We start from the raw sequence: 26,473 nt of genomic DNA on the forward strand, positions 1-26,473 counted from the left end.
GAGAGCAGCTCCAAAAAAAGAACAACAGAACAAAATATCAATTATCTAAAAAAAACCAGGATAAATCACACAATCCGATGCGATTTATCCTGATGCGTTTTACCGGCGGCAGATGCCCACCAGCAACTCTTCCATCCACTGATGTCCTTTATCTCGCCCCGCCGCTTCATGCCAGGAAAGATAACAGGTACGGCTATTTAGCTTGAGTGGCAGAGGCAAAATTTGCAGATTTAAAGGGTCAGAAAACTCTTCTGCCAGCCAGCGCGGCGCAATCGCCACCAGCTGGGTCTGGGACACCACGTTTAATACGCTGACCATAGCCATGCCCTGATAAGCCACGCTCGCCTGTTTATCCGCAGTGTCATACCACGGCAGGCTAAAAGAAGCATATCTGTCGAGTGCAACAACGGCATGCTGCTCGTTATAAACATCGTTTTCTCGCATCGGAGAATTCAGACGTGGGTGTTTTTTGCTGGCGACCAGAACCATTTCATCTTTAAACAGCGGCACACAGGAAAATTCCGGGCGACGGAACTCTTCATACCCCAGAACAAATTCGATCTCCTGATAGCGTAACTGATGTTCCGTGTTTTGATTCAAGGATGATTTAAAAACAAGATTGATATTTGGTGCGATTTCTTCAACTTTATTATAAATAATTGACGTTAAATAATTATCTAATGGGCTACAGACACAAAGATGGAATACGCGCTCGCTGCTTAAGGGTTCAAACCCCGATCCCGGCAGCTCATTTTGGACCAGTTGCAACGCCTGACGAATGGAGCCGAATAGCTGGAATGCGCGCGCCGTAGGCTGGATCCCCCTCCCGTAGCGGACAAATAATTCGTCGTTAAACATGAGCTTAAGCCTGGCAACGGCATTACTCACAGCAGGTTGTGACATCCCCAACGATTGGGCTGCACGGGTGATATTCTGTTCCTGCATGACCGCATCAAAAACCGTCAGAAGATTAAGATCCACCGTGCGTAACTGCGGTTTAATCCCATCAGCAACTTGAGGTTTTTTAATATTATTTTCTGGCACTTCTGACTCCACTGTCACGCTACACTCCTTTGCCAACGCACGATAATAACCTTAAAGGTGCATTATCATGCAAATACGATCAGCGAAAGAGAATTATTTAAAATTCAGAATATATAAAGACTTTATATTAACAAACATTAATCAGCGAAAATGATATGTTTGACTTCAGGAACTGAATGAAACCATAAACCAAACAAATATACAATTGCCGACAGGTTAATGATGACTTAAGTATGATTAAACTATTATTGCTATCACCCTACAGTTAGTTAACAATCTGTTATCTCAGCTCGTTTTTCAGTGTTCTGGAATAGATCCACTTCATTTATAACTTTATGATATTAAAAATCTTTAAGCTCTAAGCATCCTCTTCAACACATTTCACTCATTTTTAAAAAAATTAATTTATTTGTTTCTGCAACTCTTTTCTTAAGTCCAAAATTAGACAATTAGTCGGTTCGAAAAAGCTAAAACCAGCACAATTAGCTAAAGTGAATAGCCTATTAATTCAGTCTGTCGGGCCCGTTTTCATCATCAGGGGTTGACATGAACAGCCGTATCCAGTACCACTAAAAGTATATTGAATTTAACGGAGCACGATTCATGACACGCACCATTCGTTTCACCGGTCTACTACTACTAAACGCATCCACTGTGCGCGGTAGACTGGCGGGCGAAATTCAGCGTTGAATCGTCACCAGTAAGACTAAAAACCCGCGCCACTGCGCGGGTTTTTTTATGCTCGTAGCAAGGCGCCCTAAGACTGACAAGGACCTAACCCATGAGCCAGCAAGTCATTATTTTCGATACTACTTTACGTGACGGTGAACAGGCATTACAGGCAAGCCTGAGTGTTAAAGAGAAACTGCAGATCGCGCTGGCTCTCGAACGTATGGGTGTCGACGTGATGGAGGTCGGTTTCCCTGTCTCGTCTCCCGGTGATTTCGAATCCGTCCAGACTATCGCCCGCACCATTAAAAACAGCCGCGTGTGTGCCCTGGCGCGCTGCGTAGAGAAAGATATCGACGTTGCCGCTGAGTCATTGAAGGTGGCTGAAGCGTTCCGTATTCACACCTTCATTGCGACCTCTCCTATGCACATCGCAACCAAGCTGCGCAGCACGCTGGATGAGGTGATTGAGCGTGCGGTCTATATGGTTAAGCGCGCACGCAACTATACCGATGACGTTGAATTCTCCTGTGAAGATGCGGGTCGTACGCCAATCGAAGACCTGGCGCGCGTCGTCGAAGCCGCCATCAACGCGGGCGCGAAAACCATCAACATTCCGGACACCGTCGGCTACACCATGCCGTTTGAGTTCTCCAACATCATCACCGGCCTGTATGACCGCGTACCAAATATTGATAAGGCAATTATCTCCGTCCACACCCACGATGATTTGGGTCTGGCCGTGGGCAATGCCATCGCCGCCGTCCACGCCGGGGCACGTCAGGTTGAAGGCGCGATGAACGGCATCGGCGAACGTGCGGGCAACTGTTCTCTGGAAGAAGTGATCATGGCGATCAAAGTGCGCAAAGACATCATGGACGTGCACACCCGCATCAATCACAACGAAATCTGGCGCACCAGCCAGACCGTCAGCCAGATTTGCAACATGCCCATTCCGGCTAACAAAGCGATTGTCGGCACTGGCGCCTTCGCACACTCTTCCGGTATTCACCAGGATGGCGTGCTGAAGAACCGTGAAAACTACGAAATCATGACCCCGGAATCCATCGGTCTGAACCAGGTCCAGTTGAACCTGACCTCCCGTTCCGGCCGTGCGGCGGTTAAGCACCGTATGGAAGAGATGGGTTATAAGGACAGCGATTACAACATGGATCAGCTGTATGACGCGTTCCTGAAGCTGGCCGACAAAAAAGGCCAGGTCTTCGACTACGACCTGGAAGCACTGGCCTTTATCAACAAACAGCAGGAAGAGCCGGAGCACTTCCGTCTGGATTACTTTAACGTGCAGTCCGGCTCCAGCGACATCGCTACCGCCTCGGTCAAGCTGGCCTGCGGAGATGAAATTAAAGCAGAGGCAGCTAACGGTAACGGCCCTGTCGATGCGATTTACCAGGCGATTAATCGCGTCACCGAGTACGACGTTGAGCTGGTCAAATATGACCTGACGGCCAAGGGCCACGGCAAAGATGCGCTGGGTCAGGTAGATATCGTGGTTAATTACAACGGCCGCCGCTTCCATGGCGTGGGCCTGGCGACAGATATCGTTGAATCCTCCGCGAAGGCGATGGTGCATGTTCTGAACAACATCTGGCGCGCCGCCGAAGTCGAAAAAGAGTTGCAACGCAAAGCTCAGAATAAAGAGAACAACAAGGAAACCGTGTAATGTCGAAGAATTACCATATTGCTGTGTTGCCGGGTGACGGTATTGGCCCGGAAGTGATGGCACAGGCGCTGAAAGTACTGGAAGCCGTTCGCGCGCGTTTTGCGATGAAAATCACCACCAGCCACTACGATGTGGGCGGTATTGCGATTGATAACCACGGTACGCCACTGCCAAAAGCGACCGTGGAAGGCTGTGAAAATGCCGATGCCGTGCTGTTTGGTTCCGTCGGTGGTCCAAAATGGGAACACCTGCCGCCAGCAGAGCAGCCAGAGCGCGGCGCGCTGCTGCCGCTGCGTAAACACTTCAAGCTGTTCAGCAACCTGCGTCCGGCGAAGCTGTATCAGGGTCTGGAAGAGTTCTGCCCGCTGCGCGCGGATATCGCCGCCAACGGATTCGACATTCTGTGCGTGCGTGAACTGACCGGCGGGATCTATTTCGGTCAGCCAAAAGGACGCGAAGGCAGCGGACAACACGAAAAAGCGTTCGACACCGAGGTGTATCACCGTTTCGAAATTGAACGTATCGCCCATATCGCCTTTGAGTCTGCGCGTAAACGTCGCCATAAAGTGACCTCCATTGACAAAGCGAACGTGCTGCAATCTTCCATTCTGTGGCGCGAGATCGTCAGTGAAGTCGCTAAGCAGTACCCGGACGTCACGCTGTCGCACATGTACATCGATAACGCGACCATGCAGCTGATTAAGGATCCGTCCCAGTTTGACGTGCTGCTGTGCTCCAACCTGTTCGGCGATATTCTCTCTGACGAGTGCGCAATGATCACCGGCTCCATGGGGATGCTGCCATCCGCAAGCCTGAATGAAGAAGGCTTTGGTCTGTATGAACCGGCAGGCGGTTCTGCACCGGATATCGCGGGTAAAAACATCGCTAACCCGATTGCGCAGATCCTCTCCCTGGCCCTGCTGCTGCGCTACAGCCTGGATGCAGACGATGCAGCAACCGCAATTGAACACGCCATTAACCGGGCGTTAGAAGAAGGCGTCCGTACCGGCGATTTAGCACGCGGCACGGCGGCAGTCAGTACCGATGAAATGGGCGACATCATTGCCCGCTATGTCGCTGAAGGGGTGTAATCATGGCTAAAACGTTATATGAAAAGTTGTTTGATGCGCACGTTGTTTACGAGGCACCAAACGAAACCCCGCTGCTGTACATTGACCGTCATCTGGTACACGAAGTGACCTCTCCTCAGGCATTTGACGGCCTGCGCGCGCACAAGCGTCCGGTACGTCAGCCGGGTAAAACCTTCGCGACGATGGATCACAACGTTTCCACCCAGACCAAAGACATTAATGCCTCGGGTGAGATGGCGCGTATCCAGATGCAGGAGCTGATTAAGAACTGTAAAGAATTTGGCGTTGAGCTGTACGACCTGAACCATCCTTATCAGGGCATCGTCCACGTGATGGGGCCTGAGCAAGGGATCACCCTGCCGGGCATGACCATCGTCTGCGGTGACTCCCATACCGCGACACACGGCGCGTTTGGCGCTCTGGCGTTCGGGATTGGCACTTCTGAGGTTGAACACGTTCTGGCGACGCAGACCCTGAAGCAGGGCCGCGCCAAAACGATGAAGATTGAAGTGAAGGGCAAAGCGGCACCTGGCATTACCGCGAAAGATATCGTGCTGGCGATTATCGGTAAAACCGGCAGCGCAGGCGGTACAGGCCACGTCGTTGAGTTCTGCGGAGACGCTATCCAGGCGCTGAGCATGGAGGGCCGCATGACCCTGTGCAACATGGCCATTGAGATGGGCGCCAAAGCCGGTCTGGTCGCGCCAGATGAAACGACCTTCAACTATGTGAAGGGCCGTCTGCACGCGCCGAAAGGTCAGGATTTTGACGACGCGGTAGCATACTGGAAAACCCTGAAAACCGACGATGGGGCGACGTTTGATACCGTTGTCACGCTGCAGGCAGAAGAGATTGCGCCGCAGGTGACCTGGGGGACCAACCCGGGTCAGGTGATTTCCGTCAACGACTCCATTCCAGATCCTGCTTCCTTTGCCGATCCGGTCGAGCGCGCCAGTGCGGAAAAAGCGCTGGCCTATATGGGGCTGAAGCCCGGCGTGCCGTTGACCGACGTGACCATTGATAAAGTCTTTATCGGTTCTTGCACTAACTCCCGTATCGAAGATTTGCGCGCGGCGGCAGAGATTGCCAAAGGCCGTAAAGTCGCGCCGGGCGTGCAGGCGCTGGTGGTTCCAGGCTCTGGTCCGGTGAAAGCCCAGGCGGAAGCCGAAGGTCTGGATAAGATCTTTATCGAAGCGGGCTTCGAGTGGCGCCTGCCTGGCTGCTCGATGTGTCTGGCCATGAATAACGATCGCCTGAATCCGGGTGAGCGCTGCGCCTCTACCAGCAACCGTAACTTTGAAGGCCGTCAGGGCCGCGGTGGGCGTACCCATCTGGTCAGCCCGGCAATGGCCGCCGCTGCGGCAGTCACCGGCCATTTCGCCGATATTCGCAGCCTGAAATAAGGAGACAATCATGGCAGAGAAATTTACCCAACATACGGGCCGGGTTGTCCCGCTGGACGCCGCTAACGTCGATACTGACGCTATTATTCCCAAACAGTTTCTGCAGAAGGTGACGCGTACCGGCTTTGGCGCGCACCTGTTCAACGACTGGCGTTTCCTGGACGACAAAGGCGAAGTGCCTAATCCGGAATTCGTTCTGAACTTCCCGGAGTACAAAGGCGCCTCCATTTTACTGGCCCGAGAAAACTTTGGCTGCGGCTCATCCCGCGAACACGCTCCGTGGGCGCTCACCGATTACGGCTTCAAAGTGGTCATCGCCCCAAGCTTCGCGGATATTTTTTACGGTAACAGCTTCAACAACCAGCTGCTGCCCGTCACGCTGAGCGATGAACAGATCGATGAGTTGTTCGCGCTGGTTAAGGCGAATCCGGGTATTTCGTTTGAAGTGGATCTGGAAGCGGAAGTGGTGAAAGCCGGGGATAAAACCTACAGCTTCAGCATTGATGCGTTCCGCCGTCACTGCATGCTGAACGGTCTGGACAGCATAGGTTTAACTCTCCAGCACGAAGCGGCGATTGCCACTTACGAAAACAAACAACCTGCATTTATGAAGTAATCCTCCGGCCTGCAGTGCACTCTGCAGGCCGCATTTTATCCCGATACCCGCCCTCATTCTGTAAATATTCCTAAACCCAGCCAATAATGACGTTATATTTAACGTCAATTTAATGTTCCCTGCGCAGAATAATCGCTCAATCAGTTGGTAGCGGAAATTATCATGGAAAAGAAAAATAGCAATGAGTCTCATATCCGTTCTAGGGAAATACACAAATGCACATTAGCAAGCGTGATAATTAATATTTTACTCACCTGCTTTCAGATAGTTGCAGGAATATTCTCCGGCTCGCAGGGGTTAATTGCTGATGGGATTCATTCTCTTTCCGATTTATCTTCTGACTTTGTCGTTCTGATTGCGAATAAAAAGAGTCAGAAAGCCTCTGATATCGATCATCATTACGGTCATCTGCGTTTCGAAAACGGTGCAAAGCTTATTATTGGCGCTATTCTGCTGCTCGTGGGGGTCGGGATGCTCTGGTCCGCTGGCAATAAACTGCTTAATCCCGAGACGCATCAGATAGTAAAAGGGGCCGCTTTGTGGGTGGCGATACTGGCGCTGGTGGTGAAGGAGAGTCTGTTCAGATACATGTTTGCCACGGGAAAACGTATTCAGTCCTCGCTGCTGATAGCCAATGCCTGGCATGCCCGTTCTGACGCAGCGTCGTCAGTGGTTGTCGCCATCGGTATTGCGGGGAATTTAGTGGGTTTTCACGCGATGGACCTGATTGCGGCCCTGATTGTCGGAGTGTTCATCGCCCATATGGGTTACAAATTCTCTGCCGATGCCCTGCACGATCTGATGGACCGTTCGCTTGAACCCGAGCTGGAGCACGATATCAAAACGTGTCTTCTCTCAACCGAAGGCGTCACCGGACTCCATGATTTAAAAACCCGCAAGATGGGCGATTTAGCCCTTGTCGATGTCCATCTGGAAGTGAACGGCGAATTAAGCGTAAAAGAAGGGCATCAGATTGCCGTCAATGCCAGAAACAACGTGATGCAAAAATTCAATGTGCTGAACGTGATGACGCATATTGATCCTGCCCACTAATCGGAACGCATAAATACAGTGTGACGCTACTCATCGTTAAGGTTTCGTTAATTAATCTGCGTCACACTGCATCGCATCAGCTCTCTCATTATTGAGGTAAAAAGCGATGAACCCAACGCTACGTAATACGCTTCCCCATAAAGAAACGCCTTTTCTTCGCGTACTGCACATTCTTGTAGCCATACTGGTGCTGGCCCAAATTATCAATTCTAATTTCACCGAAAGCGAGGCCCTCCACGAATCCGGACTGAACGGAATTGTTACCTGGATCCATGTTATCTCAGGGTTTGGTTTAATTTTTTGTGGTATTGCCATGATGGCATGGATGTTAACCCAGCGCGGATTTAAGTATTACTTCGCCTGGCTGGCGCTGGATTTTCGTGGAATCGTTGAAGATATTCGCACCCTCGCGCAGCGTCAATTACCTGACGCGCATGCTGGCGGTATGGCGGCAACGGTGCAAGGTCTGGGTGTGCTGGCGCTGCTGGGCGTTGCACTCTGCGGCGCGGCCTGGTTCGTGCTGAACGCCACGCTTGGGCCGGTTTCGTCCGTCACGGAATCCGTCTTAGATTTGCATAAATTCCTGACAGTTTTTATTGAGACATATTTCTGGGCACACGGTTTCATGGGCCTCGTTCATATGTACCTGACGCTACGCGCGCAGCGTAAATATCAGTATTCCGAATAAAACGGTTCGCAGAGCCCGGTGCTCCCGGGCTCCGTTTCACTCATCCGATCACACGTCTTTTACGCGGCAGGTCAGCAGGAGCGTCACGACGGATAGCGCCGCAATCATCCAGTAGACCGACGCATGGCCATAGCTTTGCGCCAGCGCCCCCTGAATCACGCCCGCCAGGATCACGCCGGTTGAAATACTGTTGGTAAAAAGCGTCGTTGCCGAGCCTGCACGGCCGGGCATCAGATCCTGGAACCAGAGCATGCCGATCCCGGCAACAATTCCAATAAACACGGCGTTAAACAGCTGCAGCGCCAGCAACGCTTCACGCGAATGGAAAAGGATCAACCCCGCGTAGAACAGTACCCCGGCCGCCACGGCGACGATCATCATCCGACGCTTTCCAAAGCGCTTAACGTAATAGCCCGCCAGAATCATCGCCGGAATTTCCAGCCCGGCGGCGGTTCCCATTAAGATCCCTGCGAGCTTGTCCGGTAAGCCCAGATCGCTGCTGATCCACAGCGGCATATCAATAATGTACATGGTGTTGCAGGTCCACATCAGCGTCGAGGCAATAAACAACATGCGGACGTTCTTGTCCTGCCAGCCGCTCACCTGGGTAACAGGTTTATCCGTCGCCTGTTCGACGCGGGCCACGGACGGCAGTGCGAAGGCTATCAGCGCCAGGCTGATGACAAAAATCCCTGCCGCAATGGAGAACATGGTGGTAAAGCCATAGTTCAACGCCAGCATAAAGGCCAGCGGCGGACCAATGACCCACGCCAGCGAGAGCTGGGCACGCATCACCGAGCTGAACATCACCACTTCCCGCGCGGAGTTATCCGCATATTCACGGGCCAGGGCGAACAGCTGCGGCATAGCGGTGTTCGCCAACGACGCCAGCAGCACGCCGCAGGTAATGAGCGTCAGATAATGACGATTGAAGGCAAAGAGCAGCGCGTTACCCACGGCCATGGCGCAGCAAAAGAGGATCAGCTTGCGGCGATCGCCCTGGCTGTCCGATCGTTTCGCCAGCGCGAGGCTGACCAGGATCCCGGCAATGGCATTGACGGTATAAAACAGGCCGACCCAAAACGGCTGAGCCCCCACCTCGCGGCTGAGAAACAGGCTCAGCGTCGGCGCCTGAAGCGCCCCCGCCACGCCCATCATAAAGGCCACCAGCATAAAAGCGGCATACACGCCGTTCAGGCGTCGCCCCATCGTCATCAACCACAGCATGCGCAAGTCCTTGTGAAAGCGAATCGAAATTGGGTGAATAGTAAACGAAAAAAGCCAGCAAAAACATTTTGCTGGCGGGTGATAAGCACCAATACTCAGTCACACATGATCGAGGCGAGTTAGCGGGAAGAGGTCGGTGTCGTAACGTCCCACTGCATCAATTCTTCTAACGTTTTCAGCCGTTGCTCTGCACACCGGCGGGCCAGCCAGGACGATCCTTTTGTCGCTGAAAAGTACTGCTGATAAAACTGACGTGCGGTAGACCTCTTCATAATTTACCTCCTCGCTTCATCGAGGAGAATTATTGGCCTAATATAGGGATAAATAAATTGCTGGTTTTTTGTCAGGAGTTCCCCTTTTATGCCTTCCGGTCGTCTGCAACAACAGTTTATCCGCCTCTGGCAGTGCTGCGAGGGACAATCGCAGGAGACCACGCTCAACGAGCTGGCGGACCTGCTTAGCTGTTCCCGCCGTCATATGCGCACGCTGCTCAACACCATGCAGCAGCAGGGGTGGTTAAGCTGGGAAGCGGAAGCGGGACGCGGCAAACGTTCGCGGCTGACCTTCCTGTATACCGGACTGGCGTTGCAGCAGCAGCGCGCAGAAGATCTGCTCGAACAGGACCGCATCGATCAGCTGGTCCAGCTGGTGGGCGACAAGGCCGCCGTGCGCCAGATGCTGGTCTCCCATCTCGGACGCAGCTTTCGTCAGGGCCGACACATTCTTCGGGTGCTCTACTACCGTCCGATGAAAAATCTGTTGCCCGGCACGGCGTTACGCCGCTCGGAAACCCACATGGCCCGACAAATCTTCAGCGGCCTGACGCGCATAAATGAGGAAAACGGGGAACTGGAGGCGGATATTGCGCACCACTGGCAGCAGCTTTCCCCGCGCCACTGGCGCTTCTTCTTACGCCCCGGCATCCACTTTCACCACGGCCGCGAGCTGGAGATGCACGACGTCATCGCCTCTCTGGAACGCGCCCGCAGGCTGCCGCTCTACTCGCATATTTCGCGCATCCACTCCCCCACGGCCTGGACGCTAGACATTGAGCTGTCGCAGCAGGACAAGTGGCTTCCCTGGCTGCTGGGCTATGTACCGTCGATGATTTTGCCCGGCGAGTGGGAATCATTGAACAATTTTGCCAGCCTGCCGATTGGCACCGGGCCCTACTCCGTGTCCCGCAATAACAGCAACCAGCTGAAAATCCGCGCGTTCGATGACTACTTTGGCTATCGGGCGCTGATCGACGAAGTGAACGTGTGGGTATTGCCTGATCTCAATGAAGACCTGAGCTGCGGTCTGACGCTTGAAGGCCCCACCACCGGAGAAAAGGCCGTGGAGAGCCGCCTGGAGGAAGGATGCTACTATCTCCTGTTTGACCGCCGCACCCACCGCGGGGCAAACCAGGGCGTCCGCAAGTGGATCAGCCACGTGCTGTCCCCTTCCAATCTGATCTACCATGCGGAAGAGCAGTACCAGACATACTGGTTTCCGGCCTACGGCCTGCTTCCGCGCTGGCACCACGCCCGGCCGTCGCACTGCGACAAACCCGCAGGGCTGGAGTCCATCACCCTGACCTACTACCGCGAGCACGTGGAGCATCGTTTTATCGCGAGGATCATGACCCGCCTGCTGGCAGCCGAGGGGGTCAAGTTAGAGGTAAGAGAAGTGGACTATGACGAATGGCATCAGGGAGAGATCGCCAGCGATATCTGGCTCAACAGCGCTAATTTTACCCTGCCGCTCGATTTTTCATTATTTTCACACCTGTATGAAGTCCCGCTGATCCAGCACTGCATCGATCGGGACTGGCAGCAGGACGCCGCCCTATGGCGATCGGGCGAGATGAACCTTGCCGTTTGGTGCCAGCAGCTGCTGGCCGAGCAGGCGATCGTCCCGCTGATCCACCACTGGCTGATGATCCAGGGCCAGCGCAGCATGCGCGGCCTGCGGATGAACACCCTGGGCTGGTTTGATTTTAAATCCGCCTGGTTTGCGCCACCGGAGCCATAACGCTTTCGTAATATTCACCAAATCATTACAATAGCGCCGTTCTCAACGGGGTGCTGCATCACAGATGTGCGCTGAGATAATACCCGTCGAACCTGATCCGGATAACGCCGGCGAAGGGATTTGAGGCTGTCGCTCAAAATCCTTTGCCACTCAACCCTGAGGTGCAAAGTGTTAAAAAAAGTTCTCCCCCTGCTGGCGCTGTTCGCGCTGCCTGCTTTTGCCAAACCCGTCCTGACGGTCTACACCTACGACTCCTTCTCTGCCGACTGGGGCCCTGGCCCGGTTGTCAAAAAAGCCTTTGAAGCGGACTGCAACTGCGAGCTGAAGTTCGTGGCGCTTGAAGATGGCGTGTCGCTGCTCAACCGTCTGCGCATGGAAGGAAAAAACAGTAAAGCCGACGTGGTACTCGGGCTGGATAACAACCTGCTGGAAGCCGCCTCGCAAACCAAACTGTTTGCCAAAAGCGGCGTCGCGGCAGATGCCGTTAACGTGCCGGGCGGCTGGAAGAACGACACCTTTGTGCCGTTCGACTACGGCTACTTTGCTTTTGTTTACGACAAAAATAAGCTGAAAAACCCGCCGAAGAGCCTGAAAGAGCTGGTCGAAAGCGATCAGAAGTGGCGCGTAATTTACGAAGATCCGCGTACCAGCACGCCGGGTCTGGGCCTGCTGCTATGGATGCAAAAGGTCTACGGGGATAAAGCACCGGAAGCATGGCAGAAGCTGGCCGCCAAAACCGTCACCGTGACCAAAGGCTGGAGCGAAGCCTACGGCCTGTTCCTCAAAGGCGAAAGCGACCTGGTGCTGAGCTACACCACCTCCCCGGCCTACCACATTATCGCCGAGAAAAAAGACAACTATGCAGCCGCAGATTTTGCGGAAGGGCACTATCTGCAGGTGGAAGTGGCCGCGCGTACCGCTGCCAGCAAACAGCCGGAGCTGGCCGAGAAGTTCCTGAAGTTTATGGTTTCACCGGCGTTCCAGAACGCCATTCCAGCGGGCAACTGGATGTATCCGGTTACTAACGTTGCGCTGCCCGCAGGTTTCGAGCAGTTGACCAAACCGAAAACCTCGCTGGAGTTTACGCCGCAGCAGGTCGCCGCGCAGCGTGCAGCATGGGTAAGCGAATGGCAACGCGCCGTCAGCCGTTGATTCCCGGCTGGTTACTTCCCGGGCTGCTCGCCGCCGCCGTGATGGTAGCGGTCAGCCTGGGGGCTTTTCTTGCATTGTGGTTTAACGCGCCAGGGAGCGACCTGCTCGCCCTCTGGCACGACAGCTACCTCTGGCACGTTATCCGGTTCTCCTTCTGGCAGGCGTCTCTTTCTGCCCTGCTGTCGGTGATCCCGGCTATTTTTCTGGCACGCGCTCTGTATCGACGGCGATTTCCCGGCAGGCAGGCCCTGCTGCGCCTGTGCGCCATGACGCTGATCCTGCCCGTGCTGGTGGCGGTATTTGGTATTCTAAGCGTTTACGGTCGCCAGGGCTGGCTGTCTTCACTGTTCGGTCAGCTTGGCCTGGAATGGTCATTCTCGCCTTACGGACTGCAGGGCATTCTGCTGGCGCACGTATTTTTCAATATGCCGATGGCAACGCGCCTCTTTTTGCAGGCGCTGGAAAATATTCCCGGCGAACAGCGTCAGATTGCCGCCCAGCTCGGCATGCGCGGCGTGTCGTTCTTCCGCTTTGTCGAATGGCCGTGGCTTCGCCGCCAGCTCCCGCCCGTGGCGGCGTTAATCTTTATGCTCTGCTTTGCCAGCTTTGCCACCGTGCTGTCACTCGGCGGCGGGCCGCAGGCCACCACCATTGAGCTGGCGATTTACCAGGCGCTGAGTTACGACTACGATCCCGGTCGCGCCGCGCTGCTGGCGATGGTGCAGATGGCGTGCTGTCTTGCGCTGGTGCTGTTGAGCCAGCGGCTGAGTAAAGCCATTCCCGCTGGCAGTCATCAAATAACCGGCTGGCGCGATCCGCAGGACAGCCTGCACAGCCGCGTCAGTGATTTTATCCTGATCGCGCTGGCGCTTCTGCTACTGCTGCCGCCGCTGATGGCCGTTATTGTTGACGGATTGAACCTCAATCTCGGGTCCGTCCTGCAACAGCCCGTTCTCTGGCAAGCCACCTGGACCTCGCTGCGTATCGCCCTCGCTGCCGGATTACTGTGCGTCCTCCTGACCATGATGCTGCTGTGGAGCAGCCGTGAGCTCTACGCCCGCCAGGCGCAAAAAGCCGGACAAATGCTGGAGCTGACGGGCATGCTGATCCTGGCGATGCCGGGCATCGTGCTGGCAACGGGCTTCTTTTTACTGTTTAACAGCACCTTCGGCCTGCCGGAAAGGGCAGATGGCATTGTGATTTTCACCAACGCCTTAATGGCCATCCCCTACGCGCTCAAGGTGCTGGAAAACCCGATGCGCGACGTCAACAGCCGCTACGGTTTGCTGTGCCAGTCGCTGGGGATGCAGGGCTGGCAGCGGCTGAAGGTAGTCGAACTGCGCGCGCTAAAACGCCCGCTGGCGCAGGCGCTGGCGTTTGCCTGCGTGCTCTCTATTGGAGACTTTGGCGTCGTGGCGCTGTTCGGCAATGACGATTTCCGCACGCTTCCGTACTGGCTTTATCAGCAAATCGGCTCTTACCGCAGTCAGGATGGCGCGGTTACCGCGCTGTTACTGCTGCTGCTGTGCTTTGCCTTATTTACCGTTATCGAAAAACTCCCGGGGCGTGATGTTAAAACTGACTGATGTAACCTGGCTCTATCAGCATCTGCCGATGCGCTTCACGCTCTCCGTTCAGCAGGGCGAGCGGATTGCGGTGCTTGGCCCAAGCGGTGCCGGGAAAAGCACCTTGCTCAATTTGATCGCCGGCTTTCTGCAACCTGCCAGCGGGTCGATAGCCATCGATAATCGTGATTTCACCAACGCCCCTCCGGCTAAACGTCCTGTGTCGATGCTGTTTCAGGAAAATAACCTCTTCACCCATCTGACGGTGCGGCAAAACATCGCGCTGGGAATGCATCCGGGGCTCAGGCTGAACGATGCCCAACGCGAAAAACTTGAAGTGATTGCCGGACAGATGGGGATCACCGAATTTATCGACAGGCTGCCGGGCGAGCTCTCCGGCGGCCAGCGTCAGCGCGTGGCGCTGGCGCGTTGTCTGGTGCGCGAGCAGCCGCTTCTGCTGCTGGATGAGCCCTTCTCGGCGCTCGATCCCGCGCTGCGTCAGGAGATGCTCGCCCTGGTGCAGGAGGTCTGCCAGCGCCAGCAGCTGACGATGCTGATGGTTTCGCACAGTATTGAGGATGCAGCACGGATTGCGCCGAGATCGGTGGTCGTTGCCGAAGGGCGGATTGCATGGGATGGGAAGACGGAAGAGCTGCTCAGTGGTCAAGCGGGGGCGTCTTCACTGTTGGGCATTCGTGCGGTCTGATGCCCTCACCCTTGCCCTCTCCCACTGGGAGAGGGCAATAGTCCTTAACGACTGACCACTTTTAACAAAATCTCACCGTACACCGGCATCAGCGGGTGACGAATCAGCGCGACCAGGGCTACCGCAGCCACACCCAGCGTCAGCGGAGCCAGCCAGAGCAGGCGAGTACGCGGGAGGTAGCGCGTCAGGCGATCGACACTGGCTTTAGCGCTGCGCCACAGTCGCCAGCAGAGCCAGACCGCCAGCCACAGCAGCAGCGCCGTGCCCAGCAGCAACCACTTAAACTCACCGCTTTGCATCCCGTCCGGAATATCAATGGCAGCACCCGCGAGGATCCCCGGCAGGAAGTAGAACGGCGGCCAGAAGACGCAGCCGATAATGTTCGGCACCACGAATTTCGCGACGGGCAGATCCAGCATCCCGGCCACCATTGGCACCAGCGGACGCGTTGGCCCGACAAAGCGCCCGACGAGGATGGTAAACATGCTGTGCTGATGCAGCGCATGCTCGGTTTTATCCAGCAAGGCTTTGTTCTTTTTCATGAACGACCAGCGGTGCAGCGGCTTCTTAAAGCGCCAGCCCAGCCAGAAGGAGATCCAGTCGCCGAGCAGGCAGCCGATAATCCCGGCGAGCCACGCCTGCCAGAAATTAACCTCGCCGCTGCCAATCAGCGCACCAAGCCCTGCCATCATTACGGTGCCGGGCAGGATTAACCCGACGAGCGCCAGCGACTCCAGAAACGCCACCAGCGCCACGGCGATGAGCGAGTACATAACGGACTGGGTAATAAAGTGTTCCAGCAATGCCTGCATAACTATTCCGGTCAGAAAACGAATCAGCGATTCTGCTTAGCGCCCCGCACCGCGTCAAGGCAACAATTGTCTGAATAGTTTACAGGTTGCTTTCCGCATTCACCTGTTTGTTTATCTTTTTTTACCAATTATTCACATCCCGCGCGGAATTCACTCGGACTGGCACCGGTACATTTTTTAAATACGCGGGAGAAATAGAGCTGATCCTCAAAGCCTACGTTGCGTCCCACGGTGGCGATGGGCATCCGGGTGGTGCTGAGCAACAGTTTCGCCTGGCTGATGCGCTGATCTTCACGCCAGCTCAATACGCTGACGCCCAGCTGCTGGCGGAACAGATGCGACAGCCGCGACGGCGACAGGCAGACGTGCTGAGCAACGCTGGCGATATCAAACTGGCTATCGGCCAGGTGGTCGCTGATGTACTGGCAGGCGTCGCGCACGCGGTTATCCAGCGGCGGGTTAAGCGACTCGTTAATCGCCTCCATCCGTCGCAGCAGCAGCTGTTCAAGGAGGTTTATCGCCAGCAGTTCGGCATAGCGACCACCGGCCTGCCCCGCCTCGATAATCTGGGCAAAAAGCTCGCGAAACTGCGCAAGATGAACCTCGTCCGGGCGATAAAAACCGGTGTGCGCAAAAATTGCTGGCCAGGAAAGCCACTCCTGCCAGTAGGCGCGCGGACGGAAGTAAACCCACTGGTGATACCACTCTTTGGCCTCAGGATGACGGCCATAGTGGTGGATCTCACCCGGCGGGAACAGCAGGATATCCCCCGGGCGGCAGACAAACTGCTGGTCACCGTTCTTGATGATTCCTTCCCCTCGCACGGTGAGGTTGAGGATATACCCTTTCATCCCAAGCGGTCGGTCGACGTAAAAGTCGAGATATCCCTCAGCCTCGATAGGGGTCAGTCCCGCCACAAGGTGCGCGTTAAACGAGTATCCCGGCAGCAGGGGATCGTTTTGCGTTTCGGCCATAGATTCAGTTCTCCCAAGGGTCCTGAAGGAAACCAATTGTCCATATCACTAAAAGCAGCTTAAAAATGGCCCGCGTAAAGATCTAAAAAGCATCACGCCGCTTTTACGTCCGCCATGTTTCAGCCTTTCCCCCTGATTTCTTCGCCAGAGCAAGCAGATAACCAGTAACAAAAGTGTCTATAAGTGCGGCAGAAATGTCCACATTGAATATTTGCACGGCGTCACACTTTCCGTTGTAACAGCAATTTAGTCCATAAGATTAGCGGATCCTGCCTGACGACTTTTTCCCCCAGTCTCTAATGTTCTTCCATACCTGTTTTTTCGATGGAGCAACACCATGGCAATTGCGATTGGCCTCGATTTTGGCAGCGATTCGGTTCGCGCGCTGGCAGTGGACTGTACGTCCGGCCAGGAGATAGCAACCAGCGTTGAGTGGTACCCGCGCTGGCAAGAGGGGCGCTACTGTGATGCGCCGAACAACCAGTTCCGCCACCACCCGCGTGACTATATCGAGTCGATGGAAGCGGCGATCAAAACCGTCCTGGCCGAACTGACTGACGCCCAGCGAGCTGAGATTGTGGGGATTGGCGTCGACAGCACCGGCTCCACGCCAGCCCCTGTGGATGCCGAAGGACGCGTGCTGGCGCTGCGCCCGGAGTTTGCCGACAACCCGAACGCCATGTTCGTGCTGTGGAAAGACCACACCGCCGTGGAAGAGGCCGAAGCCATTACGCGCTTATGCCATCAGCCCGGCAAAACAGACTACTCGCGCTACATCGGCGGGATTTACTCCAGCGAATGGTTCTGGGCCAAGATCCTCCACGTCACCCGTGCCGACGACTCCGTTGCGCAGGCTGCCGCGTCATGGGTTGAACTGTGCGACTGGGTGCCTGCCCTGCTCTCCGGCACCACCCGCCCGCAGGATATCCGCCGCGGTCGCTGCAGCGCCGGGCATAAATCCCTGTGGCATGAAAGCTGGGGCGGCCTGCCGCCTGCCGCGTTCTTTGATGAACTCGACCCGATTATCAACAAGAGCCTGACATACCCGCTGTTTACCGACACCTTCACCGCCGATGTTCCCGTCGGCACCCTCTGCGAAGAGTGGGCAACGCGCCTCGGTCTGCCGCAGAACGTGGCGATCTCTGGCGGCGCCTTTGACTGCCATATGGGCGCCGTGGGCGCGGGCGCACAGCCAAACACGCTGGTCAAAGTCATCGGGACTTCCACCTGCGACATCCTGACGGCGGATAAAGCCACCGTCGGCGACCGCGCGGTAAAAGGCATCTGCGGACAGGTTGACGGCAGCGTGGTGCCGGACTTCATCGGCCTGGAAGCCGGTCAGTCCGCGTTTGGCGATATCTACGCCTGGTTTGGCCGCGTGCTGGGCTGGCCGCTGGACCAGCTGGCGGCGGCGCATCCTGAACTGAAAACACAGATAGCCGAGAGCAAAAAGCAGCTCCTGCCGCAGCTCACCGAAGCCTGGGCAAAAAATCCTTCTCTCGATCACCTCCCGGTAGTGCTGGACTGGTTTAACGGCCGTCGTACGCCGTTCGCCAACCAGCGTCTGAAAGGTGTGATCGCGGATCTCAACCTGGCAACCGACGCCCCTGCGCTGTTCGGCGGCCTTATTGCCGCAACGGCCTTCGGCGCCCGCGCGATAATGGAGTGCTTCACCGGGCAGGGCATCGACGTGAATAACGTGATGGCTCTGGGCGGTATTGCCCGTAAAAACCCGGTGATCATGCAGGCCTGCTGCGACGTGCTGAACCGTCCGCTTCAGATTGTGGCCTCCGATCAGTGCTGCGCGCTGGGCGCGGCGATTTTTGCCGCCGTGGCCGCAGGGGTCCATGCGGATATCCCGACCGCGCAGCAGCATATGGCGAGCGCTGTCGAAAATACGCTCCAGCCGCGTGCCCAGCAGGCACAACGCTTTGAACAGCTTTATCAGCGCTACCAGCAATGGGCAAAAAGCGCCGAACTTCACTATCTCCCTGTCGCCGCCCCGGCCAAAAGCACCGCGGACACTACGGCAACCCTGACCCATTAAGGACACGATGATGACCATTTTTAATAACTATGAAGTGTGGTTTGTGATTGGCAGCCAGCATCTGTACGGACCGGAAGCGCTGCAGCAGGTGACAAAACACGCGGAGCACGTCGTTAACGCGCTGAATGCGGAAGCCAAGCTGCCGTGCAAACTGGTGCTGAAACCGCTGGGCACAACGCCGGACGAAATCACTCACATCTGCCGCGACGCCAACTACGACGATAAATGCGCCGGTCTGGTGGTGTGGCTGCACACCTTCTCCCCCGCAAAAATGTGGATCAACGGCCTGTCTATCCTCAACAAACCGCTGCTGCAGTTCCACACCCAGTTCAACGCCTCCCTGCCGTGGGACAGCATCGACATGGACTTTATGAACCTGAACCAGACCGCGCACGGCGGCCGCGAGTTCGGCTTTATCGGCGCGCGTATGCGTCAGCAGCATGCGGTGGTCACCGGCCACTGGCAGGATGGCAAAGCGCAACAACGTATCGGCTCCTGGATGCGCCAGGCGGTCTCTAAGCAGGATACCCGCCACCTGAAAGTGGTGCGTTTCGGCGACAACATGCGTGAAGTGGCGGTCACCGACGGCGACAAAGTGGCCGCGCAGATCAAGTTCGGCTTCTCCGTAAATACCTGGGCCGTGGGCGACCTGGTGCAGGTGGTGAATGAAATCAGCGACGGCGACGTGAGCGCGCTGGTGGACGAGTACGAAAGCAGCTACCGCCTGACGCCTGCGGCACAAATCAACGGCGATAAGCGCCAGAACGTGCTGGACGCGGCGCGCATCGAGCTGGGCATGAAGCGCTTCCTGGAACAGGGCGGCTTCCACGCTTTTACCACCACCTTTGAAGACCTCCACGGCCTGAAACAGCTTCCGGGCCTGGCGGTACAACGTCTGATGCAGCAGGGCTACGGCTTTGCGGGCGAGGGCGACTGGAAAACTGCCGCTCTGCTTCGCATCATGAAGGTGATGTCGACCGGTCTGCAGGGCGGCACCTCCTTTATGGAGGACTACACCTACCACTTCGAAAACGGCAACGACCTGGTGCTCGGCTCGCACATGCTGGAAGTCTGCCCTTCCATCGCGGTAGAGGAAAAACCGATCCTGGACGTGCAGTACCTCGGTATTGGCGGTAAAGCCGATCCGGCGCGTCTGATCTTCAACACCCGCACGGGCCCGGCCATCAACGCCAGCCTGATCGATCTGGGCGATCGTTTCCGCCTGCTGGTGAACTGCGTCGATGCGGTTGAAACCCCACATTCTCTACCGAAACTGCCGGTCGCCAACGCCCTGTGGAAAGCACAGCCGGATCTGCCGACCGCTTCAGAAGCCTGGATCCTCGCAGGTGGCGCGCACCACACCGTCTTCAGCCACGCGCTGGATCTGAACGACATGCGTCAGTTTGCCGAGCTGCATGATATCGAGCTGACCGTCATTGATAACGATACCCGCCTGCCCGCCTTCAAGGACGCGCTGCGCTGGAACGAAGTCTATTACGGTTCAAAACGCTAAAGCACGTAATGCCCGGTGGCGCTGCGCTCGCCGGGCAGGGAGACAACCATGTTAGAAGATCTCAAACGTCAGGTACTTGAAGCCAACCTGGCGCTGCCAAAGCATAACCTGGTGACCCTGACCTGGGGCAACGTCAGCGCCGTTGACCGGGAAAAAGGGGTATTCGTGATCAAGCCTTCGGGCGTGGATTACACGGTGATGACCGCAGAGGATATGGTCGTGGTCAGCATCGAAACAGGTGAAGTGGTGGAAGGAAACAAAAAACCGTCCTCCGATACGCCGACCCACCGCCTGCTGTACCGCTCATTCCCGACCATCGGCGGTATCGTGCATACCCATTCACGCCATGCCACCATCTGGGCGCAGGCGGGCCAGTCCATCCCGGCGACAGGCACCACCCACGCGGACTACTTCTACGGCACCATTCCCTGCACTCGTCTGATGACCGATGCAGAAATCAACGGCGAGTATGAGTGGGAAACCGGCAACGTGATCGTTGAAACCTTCGAAAAACGGGGAATCGACGCGGCGCAAATGCCCGGCGTGCTGGTGCACTCCCACGGCCCGTTTGCCTGGGGGAAAAACGCAGAAGACGCGGTGCATAACGCCATCGTGCTTGAAGAGATCGCCTATATGGGGATCTTCTGTCGCCAGCTGGCACCGCAGCTGCCAGATATGCAGCAAACCCTGCTGGATAAGCATTACCTGCGCAAGCACGGCGCGAAGGCCTACTACGGGCAGTAAACTGTATATAAACCCAGCATTAAAATCTTAACCAGGCTATAATCAGGCCTGGTTTTGTTTTCTGGGATAACGGCGTGGCGCAGGCGCAAGAAGGCTTTTTACTGACCCGACACTGGCGGGATACCCCTCAGGGCACCGAGGTCGCGTTCTGGCTGGCGACGGAAAACGGTCCGCTGCACGTTACGCTCCCCCCGCAGGAATCCGTGGCTTTTATTCCGGAAGCGCACGTCGAAAAAGTGAAAGAGCTGCTGCGCGGCGAAAACGGCTGGCGCATCACTCCGCTTGAGCTGAAAGATTTCCACCGTCAGCCGGTTTACGGCCTCTACTGTCGCGCCCATCGTCAGCTGATGCGCTATGAAAAACTGCTGCGCGAAGCAGACGTGACGCTCTACGAAGCGGATATCCGCCCACCGGAACGCTTTCTGATGGAGCGGTTTATTACCGCGCCCGTCTGGGTGGACGGCACCGCGCATAACGGCAGCCTCGTTAACGCGCGGCTGAAGCCGAACCCGCACTACCGCCCGCCGCTGAAGTGGGTATCACTGGATATCGAAACCACCCGCCACGGCGAACTGTACTGCATTGGCCTGGAAGGCTGCGGCGATCGGGTTGTCTATATGCTCGGGCCGCCGAATGGTAATGCCTCCGCGCTGGATTTCCGGCTTGAGTACGTCAACAGCCACCCGCAGCTGCTGGAGAAGCTTAACCAGTGGTTTGCCGACTACGATCCCGACGTCCTGATCGGCTGGAACGTGGTGCAGTTCGATCTGCGCGTGCTGCAAAAGCACGCCGAGCGTTACCGCATTCCGCTGATGCTTGGCCGCGGCAACAGCGAGCTGGAATGGCGCGAGCACGGTTTTAAGAACGGCGTCTTCTTCGCCCAGGCGAACGGTCGCCTGATTATCGACGGCATTGAGGCGCTGAAATCCGCCTTCTGGAACTTCTCTTCATTCTCCCTCGAGGCGGTGGCGCAGGAGCTGCTTGGTGAAGGTAAATCCATCGACAACCCCTGGGACAGAATGGACGAGATCGACCGGCGCTTTAACGAAGACAAGCCCGCGCTCGCCACCTATAACCTGAAAGACTGCGAGCTGGTCACGCAGATATTCCATAAAACCGAGATTATGCCGTTCCTGCTGGAGCGCGCGACGGTGAACGGCCTGGCAGCTGACAGACACGGCGGCTCCGTGGCGGCTTTCAGCCACCTCTATTTTCCGCGGATGCACCGGGCAGGATACGTCGCCCCCAACCTTGGGGACGTGCCGCCGCAAGCCAGCCCCGGCGGATATGTCATGGACTCCCGGCCAGGATTGTATGACTCCGTTCTGGTGCTGGACTACAAAAGCCTCTACCCGTCGATAATTCGCACCTTCCTGATCGACCCCGTCGGGCTGGTGGAAGGCCTGGCCCAGCCGGATGATGAGCACAGCACCGAAGGCTTCCTCGGCGCACGTTTTTCGCGGGAAAAACACTGCCTGCCTGAAATCGTGGGAAACATCTGGCACGGCCGAGATGAGGCCAAGCGCCACGGCAACAAGCCGCTATCGCAGGCGCTGAAAATCATCATGAACGCCTTTTACGGCGTGCTGGGCACCAGCGCCTGCCGCTTCTTTGACCCGCGTCTGGCGTCGTCGATCACCATGCGCGGACACGAGATCATGCGCCAGACTAAAGCGCTGATTGAGTCCCGGGGCTATGACGTCATCTACGGCGACACGGACTCCACCTTTGTATGGCTTAAGGGCGCGCATTCAGAAGAAGACGCCGCGCAAATCGGCAAAGGGCTGGTCGCCTTCGTGAACGACTGGTGGCAGGAACATCTGCAGAAAGCGCGCTTAACCAGCGCGCTGGAGCTGGAATTTGAAACCCATTTTGCCCGCTTTTTAATGCCCACCATTCGCGGTACCGATCAGGGCAGCAAGAAGCGCTACGCCGGGCTAATTCAGGAAGGCGACGCGCAGCGGATGGTCTTTAAAGGGCTGGAGACGGTACGTACCGACTGGACGCCGCTGGCGCAGCAGTTCCAGCAGACGCTTTATCTGCGGGTGTTCCGCAATGAGCCGTATCAGGACTACGTGCGCGAGACGATAGCCAGCCTGATGGCGGGCGAACTTGACGCGCAGCTGGTGTACCGCAAGCGTCTGCGCCGTCCGCTGGCGGAGTACCAGCGTAACGTTCCTCCGCACGTCCGCGCCGCGCGTCTGGCAGATGAAGAAAACGTCCGCCGCGGCCGCGCGCCGCAGTATCAGAACCGGGGGACCATCAAATACGTCTGGACGATTAACGGCCCGGAACCGGTGGATTATCAGCACTCGCCTCTGGATTATGAACACTATCTGACGCGTCAGCTTCAGCCGGTTGCCGACGGAATTTTGCCCTTCATCGACGATGATTTTGCTACACTGGTTACAGGGCAACTTGGCCTATTTTGACGCGTGACGAAATGGCTGCCATCCAGTACCATAGCGCCCTTTCCATTCCCGGACCCATTTTTCGATGACCGTTTTTTCTGACGGTAGTCGAACTATTGCCTGCAATTAAAGATTAGAGCCGAACAACTATGCCTTTTACACTTGGTCAACGCTGGATCAGCGATACAGAAAGCGAACTTGGATTAGGAACCGTCGTAGCAATCGATACGCGTATGGTTACCCTCCTCTTCCCTGCCACCGGTGAAAACCGTCTGTACGCTCGCAATGACTCCCCTGTAACCCGCGTGATGTTTAATCCGGGTGACACCGTGACCAGCCATGACGGCTGGCAGCTCAAGATTGAAGACGTAAAAGAAGAGAATGGACTGCTCGCCTACATCGGGACTCGCCTGGACACCGACGAGTCAAATGTCATCCTGCGTGAAGTGCTGCTCGACAGCAAGCTGGTGTTCAGCAAGCCGCAGGACCGCCTGTTTGCCGGGCAAATCGACCGTATGGATCGCTTCTCCCTGCGCTATCGCGCGCGTAAGTTCCAGAGTGAACAGTACCGCATGCCGTGGAGCGGCCTGCGCGGCCAGCGCACCAGCCTGATCCCCCACCAGCTGAACATCGCCCATGACGTGGGCCGTCGTCACGCGCCGCGCGTGCTGCTGGCAGATGAGGTGGGCCTGGGTAAAACCATTGAAGCAGGCATGATCCTGCATCAACAGCTGCTTTCCGGCGCTGCCGAACGTGTGCTGATTGTGGTGCCAGAAACCCTGCAGCACCAGTGGCTGGTTGAAATGCTGCGCCGCTTTAACCTGCGTTTCTCCCTGTTCGACGACGAACGCTATGCCGAAGCGCAGCATGATGCGGACAACCCTTTTGAAACCGAACAGCTGGTGATCTGTTCCCTGGACTTCGTGCGCCGCAGCAAGCAGCGTCTAGAGCACCTGTGCGATGCCGAGTGGGATTTGATGGTGGTCGACGAAGCGCACCACCTGGTCTGGAGTGAAGACGCGCCGAGCCGCGAATATATGGCTATCGAGCAGCTTGCCGAGCGCGTGCCTGGCGTCCTGCTGCTGACCGCAACGCCGGAACAGCTGGGTCTGGAAAGCCACTTCGCCCGTCTGCGCCTGCTCGATCCAAACCGTTTCCACGACTTCGGGCAGTTTGTGGAAGAACAGAATAACTACCGTCCGGTTGCGGATGCCGTCGCGCTGCTGCTGGCGGGCAAGCGTCTTTCTGATGATGAACTCAACACCCTGAGCGATCTGATTGGCGAGCAGGATATCGAGCCGCTGCTGCAGGCCGCTAACAGCGACAGCGAGAACGCGGAATCCGCGCGTAAAGAACTTATCGACATGCTGATGGATCGCCACGGCACCAGTCGCGTGCTGTTCCGTAACACCCGTAACGGCGTCAAAGGCTTCCCGAAACGCGAGCTGCACACCATCAAGCTGCCGCTGCCGACGCAATATCAGACGGCCATTAAAGTTTCCGGCATTATGGGCGCGCGCAAAACGCAGGAAGAGCGCGCTCGCGACATGCTCTACCCGGAACAAATCTACCAGGAATTTGAAGGCGATACCGGCACCTGGTGGAACTTCGATCCGCGCGTAGAGTGGCTGATGGGCTACCTGACCGCGCACCGTTCCCAGAAGGTGCTGGTGATCTGCGCCAAGGCGGCCACCGCGCTGCAGCTGGAGCAGGTCCTGCGCGAGCGCGAAGGCATTCGCGCCGCCGTGTTCCACGAAGGCATGTCCATCGTTGAACGCGACCGCGCCGCAGCGTGGTTTGCCGAAGAGGACAGCGGCGCTCAGGTTATGCTGTGCTCTGAAATCGGTTCTGAAGGCCGTAACTTCCAGTTCGCCAGCAACCTGGTGATGTTCGATCTGCCGTTCAACCCCGATCTGCTGGAGCAGCGTATCGGCCGTCTGGATCGTATCGGTCAGGCGCATGATATTCAGATCCACGTCCCGTATCTGGAAAAAACGGCCCAGTCCGTGCTGGTGCGCTGGTTCCACGAAGGTCTGGACGCGTTTGAACATACCTGCCCGACGGGCCGCACCATTTACGATCAGGTGCATGGCGATCTGATCGGCTACCTGGCCGCGCCGGAAAACACCGACGGCTTTGACGATCTGATTAAGTCCTGTCGTGAGAAGCACGACGCGCTAAAAGCGCAGCTGGAACAGGGCCGCGACCGCCTGCTTGAGATCCACTCCAACGGCGGTGAAAAAGCGCAGGCGCTTGCCGAAAGTATTGAAGAACAAGATGATGACACCAGTCTGATCAGCTTCTCCATGAACCTGTTCGACATCGTCGGCATTAACCAGGACGACCGCGGCGAGAACCTGATTGTCCTGACCCCGTCCGATCACATGCTGGTTCCGGATTTCCCGGGCCTGCCGGAAGATGGCTGTACCATCACCTTCGAGCGCGATGTGGCGCTGTCCCGCGAAGATGCCCAGTTTATCACCTGGGAACACCCGCTGATCCGCAACGGTCTGGACCTGATCCTCTCCGGCGATACCGGCAGCAGCACCATCTCCCTGTTGAAGAACAAGGCGCTGCCGGTGGGTACCCTACTGCTGGAGCTGATCTACGTTGTGGAAGCGCAGGCGCCGAAACAGCTGCAGCTCAACCGCTTCCTGCCGCCAACGCCTGTCCGCCTGCTGCTGGACAAAAACGGTACGAACCTGGCGGGACAGGTTGAATTCGAGAGCTTCAACCGACAGCTGAGCGCGGTGAACCGCCATACCGGCAGCAAGCTGGTTAACGCGGTCCAGCAGGACGTGCATGCCATTCTCCAGCAGGGTGAAACCCAGATTGAAAAAGCGGCCAGAGCGCTGATTGACGCCGCGCGCGCGGAAGCCGACGAGAAACTGTCTGCAGAGCTGTCGCGTCTGGAGGCGTTGAAGGCCGTGAACCCGAACATCCGTGACGACGAACTGGCAGCGATTGAAAGCAACCGTCAGCAGGTGCTGGAAAGCCTCAACCAGGCTAGCTGGCGCCTGGATGCCCTGCGTCTTATCGTTGTGACGCATCAGTAACC

Annotated in this window: 21 protein-coding genes and 1 riboswitch; of the genes, 16 read left to right on the forward strand and 5 right to left on the reverse strand. The window is 56.6% G+C overall.

Going from position 1 to position 26,473, the window contains the following annotated elements; translation table 11 throughout:
* Positions 1-99: 99 nt before the first annotated feature.
* Positions 100-1,044 carry a transcriptional regulator LeuO gene (gene leuO, locus ACWYRJ_RS00560; RefSeq protein ID WP_149367805.1) on the reverse strand — a complete coding sequence of 315 codons (945 nt, stop codon included), beginning with the start codon at positions 1,042-1,044 and terminating at the stop codon, positions 100-102.
* A 603-nt stretch (positions 1,045-1,647) separates the two neighbouring features.
* Here leuO and leuL point away from each other — a divergent pair.
* The 7 genes from leuL (at position 1,648) to ACWYRJ_RS00595 (ending at position 8,248) form a co-directional block, all read left to right on the forward strand.
* Positions 1,648-1,734, forward strand: a complete 87-nt coding sequence (gene leuL, locus ACWYRJ_RS00565) for a leu operon leader peptide (protein ID WP_071786497.1) — start codon at positions 1,648-1,650, stop codon at positions 1,732-1,734.
* Positions 1,735-1,825: 91 nt separating this feature from the next.
* Positions 1,826-3,397, forward strand: a complete 1,572-nt coding sequence (leuA, locus tag ACWYRJ_RS00570) for a 2-isopropylmalate synthase (RefSeq protein ID WP_023334495.1) — start codon at positions 1,826-1,828, stop codon at positions 3,395-3,397.
* Complete coding sequence (gene leuB / locus ACWYRJ_RS00575) at positions 3,397-4,488, forward strand: 3-isopropylmalate dehydrogenase (RefSeq protein WP_115876446.1); 1,092 nt, start codon at positions 3,397-3,399, stop codon at positions 4,486-4,488. Before leuA ends, leuB begins: the two co-directional genes overlap by 1 nt.
* Positions 4,489-4,490: 2 nt before the next feature.
* Entirely contained in the window at positions 4,491-5,891 is a 1,401-nt protein-coding gene (gene leuC / locus ACWYRJ_RS00580) for a 3-isopropylmalate dehydratase large subunit (RefSeq protein WP_111964048.1), read from the forward strand.
* Positions 5,892-5,901: 10 nt separating this feature from the next.
* Complete coding sequence (leuD, locus tag ACWYRJ_RS00585; protein WP_455507244.1) at positions 5,902-6,507, forward strand: 3-isopropylmalate dehydratase small subunit; 606 nt, start codon at positions 5,902-5,904, stop codon at positions 6,505-6,507.
* 162 nt (positions 6,508-6,669) lie between these two features.
* Positions 6,670-7,560, forward strand: coding sequence for a cation diffusion facilitator family transporter (locus ACWYRJ_RS00590; protein WP_455507245.1), 891 nt, complete (start codon positions 6,670-6,672; stop codon positions 7,558-7,560).
* Positions 7,561-7,666: 106 nt separating this feature from the next.
* Entirely contained in the window at positions 7,667-8,248 is a 582-nt protein-coding gene (locus ACWYRJ_RS00595; protein WP_133293772.1) for a cytochrome b/b6 domain-containing protein, read from the forward strand.
* Positions 8,249-8,296: 48 nt separating this feature from the next.
* On the opposite strand, the gene ACWYRJ_RS00600 is transcribed toward ACWYRJ_RS00595, so the two are convergent.
* Together ACWYRJ_RS00600 and sgrT are read right to left on the reverse strand one after the other, a co-directional pair.
* Positions 8,297-9,475 carry a sugar efflux transporter gene (locus ACWYRJ_RS00600; RefSeq protein WP_111964051.1) on the reverse strand — a complete coding sequence of 393 codons (1,179 nt, stop codon included), beginning with the start codon at positions 9,473-9,475 and terminating at the stop codon, positions 8,297-8,299.
* 119 nt (positions 9,476-9,594) lie between these two features.
* Positions 9,595-9,747: a glucose uptake inhibitor SgrT gene (gene sgrT / locus ACWYRJ_RS00605; protein WP_023334488.1), complete on the reverse strand. Its 153-nt coding sequence runs from the start codon at positions 9,745-9,747 to the stop codon at positions 9,595-9,597.
* Positions 9,748-9,835: 88 nt separating this feature from the next.
* Between sgrT and sgrR the strand changes: the two genes are divergently transcribed.
* The 4 genes from sgrR (at position 9,836) to thiQ (ending at position 14,914) form a co-directional block, all read left to right on the forward strand.
* On the forward strand, positions 9,836-11,491 hold the full coding sequence (sgrR, locus tag ACWYRJ_RS00610) for an HTH-type transcriptional regulator SgrR (protein ID WP_111964052.1): 1,656 nt from the start codon (positions 9,836-9,838) through the stop codon (positions 11,489-11,491).
* Positions 11,492-11,527: 36 nt separating this feature from the next.
* A riboswitch (TPP riboswitch) is annotated at positions 11,528-11,628 on the forward strand.
* Between the two features lie 31 nt (positions 11,629-11,659).
* On the forward strand, positions 11,660-12,643 hold the full coding sequence (gene thiB, locus ACWYRJ_RS00615; protein WP_069303662.1) for a thiamine ABC transporter substrate binding subunit: 984 nt from the start codon (positions 11,660-11,662) through the stop codon (positions 12,641-12,643).
* Complete coding sequence (gene thiP / locus ACWYRJ_RS00620) at positions 12,619-14,229, forward strand: thiamine/thiamine pyrophosphate ABC transporter permease ThiP (RefSeq protein ID WP_149367723.1); 1,611 nt, start codon at positions 12,619-12,621, stop codon at positions 14,227-14,229. The genes thiB and thiP overlap by 25 nt, the downstream gene beginning before the upstream one ends.
* A complete protein-coding gene (gene thiQ / locus ACWYRJ_RS00625) occupies positions 14,213-14,914 on the forward strand; it encodes a thiamine ABC transporter ATP-binding protein ThiQ (protein ID WP_111964055.1) in 702 nt (233 codons plus the stop codon). Before thiP ends, thiQ begins: the two co-directional genes overlap by 17 nt.
* 44 nt (positions 14,915-14,958) lie before the next feature.
* Here thiQ and ACWYRJ_RS00630 read toward each other — a convergent pair whose 3' ends face one another.
* Entirely contained in the window at positions 14,959-15,726 is a 768-nt protein-coding gene (locus tag ACWYRJ_RS00630) for a DedA family protein (protein WP_111964056.1), read from the reverse strand.
* Positions 15,727-15,854: 128 nt separating this feature from the next.
* Positions 15,855-16,700, reverse strand: a complete 846-nt coding sequence (gene araC, locus ACWYRJ_RS00635; protein WP_149367725.1) for an arabinose operon transcriptional regulator AraC — start codon at positions 16,698-16,700, stop codon at positions 15,855-15,857.
* A gap of 337 nt (positions 16,701-17,037) precedes the next feature.
* Between araC and araB the strand changes: the two genes are divergently transcribed.
* The 5 genes from araB (at position 17,038) to rapA (ending at position 26,471) form a co-directional block, all read left to right on the forward strand.
* Positions 17,038-18,747 (forward strand): ribulokinase, encoded by a 1,710-nt coding sequence (gene araB, locus ACWYRJ_RS00640; RefSeq protein ID WP_111964057.1) that lies wholly within the window; start codon positions 17,038-17,040, stop codon positions 18,745-18,747.
* Between the two features lie 10 nt (positions 18,748-18,757).
* Entirely contained in the window at positions 18,758-20,260 is a 1,503-nt protein-coding gene (araA, locus tag ACWYRJ_RS00645; RefSeq protein WP_032649842.1) for an L-arabinose isomerase, read from the forward strand.
* Positions 20,261-20,308: 48 nt separating this feature from the next.
* A complete protein-coding gene (araD, locus tag ACWYRJ_RS00650; protein ID WP_111964059.1) occupies positions 20,309-21,004 on the forward strand; it encodes an L-ribulose-5-phosphate 4-epimerase in 696 nt (231 codons plus the stop codon).
* Between the two features lie 74 nt (positions 21,005-21,078).
* Entirely contained in the window at positions 21,079-23,436 is a 2,358-nt protein-coding gene (gene polB, locus ACWYRJ_RS00655; protein ID WP_455507246.1) for a DNA polymerase II, read from the forward strand.
* A gap of 128 nt (positions 23,437-23,564) precedes the next feature.
* Positions 23,565-26,471, forward strand: a complete 2,907-nt coding sequence (rapA, locus tag ACWYRJ_RS00660) for an RNA polymerase-associated protein RapA (protein ID WP_133293761.1) — start codon at positions 23,565-23,567, stop codon at positions 26,469-26,471.
* Positions 26,472-26,473: the final 2 nt, after the last annotated feature.

It is taken from the genome of Enterobacter sp., from assembly GCF_977039595.1.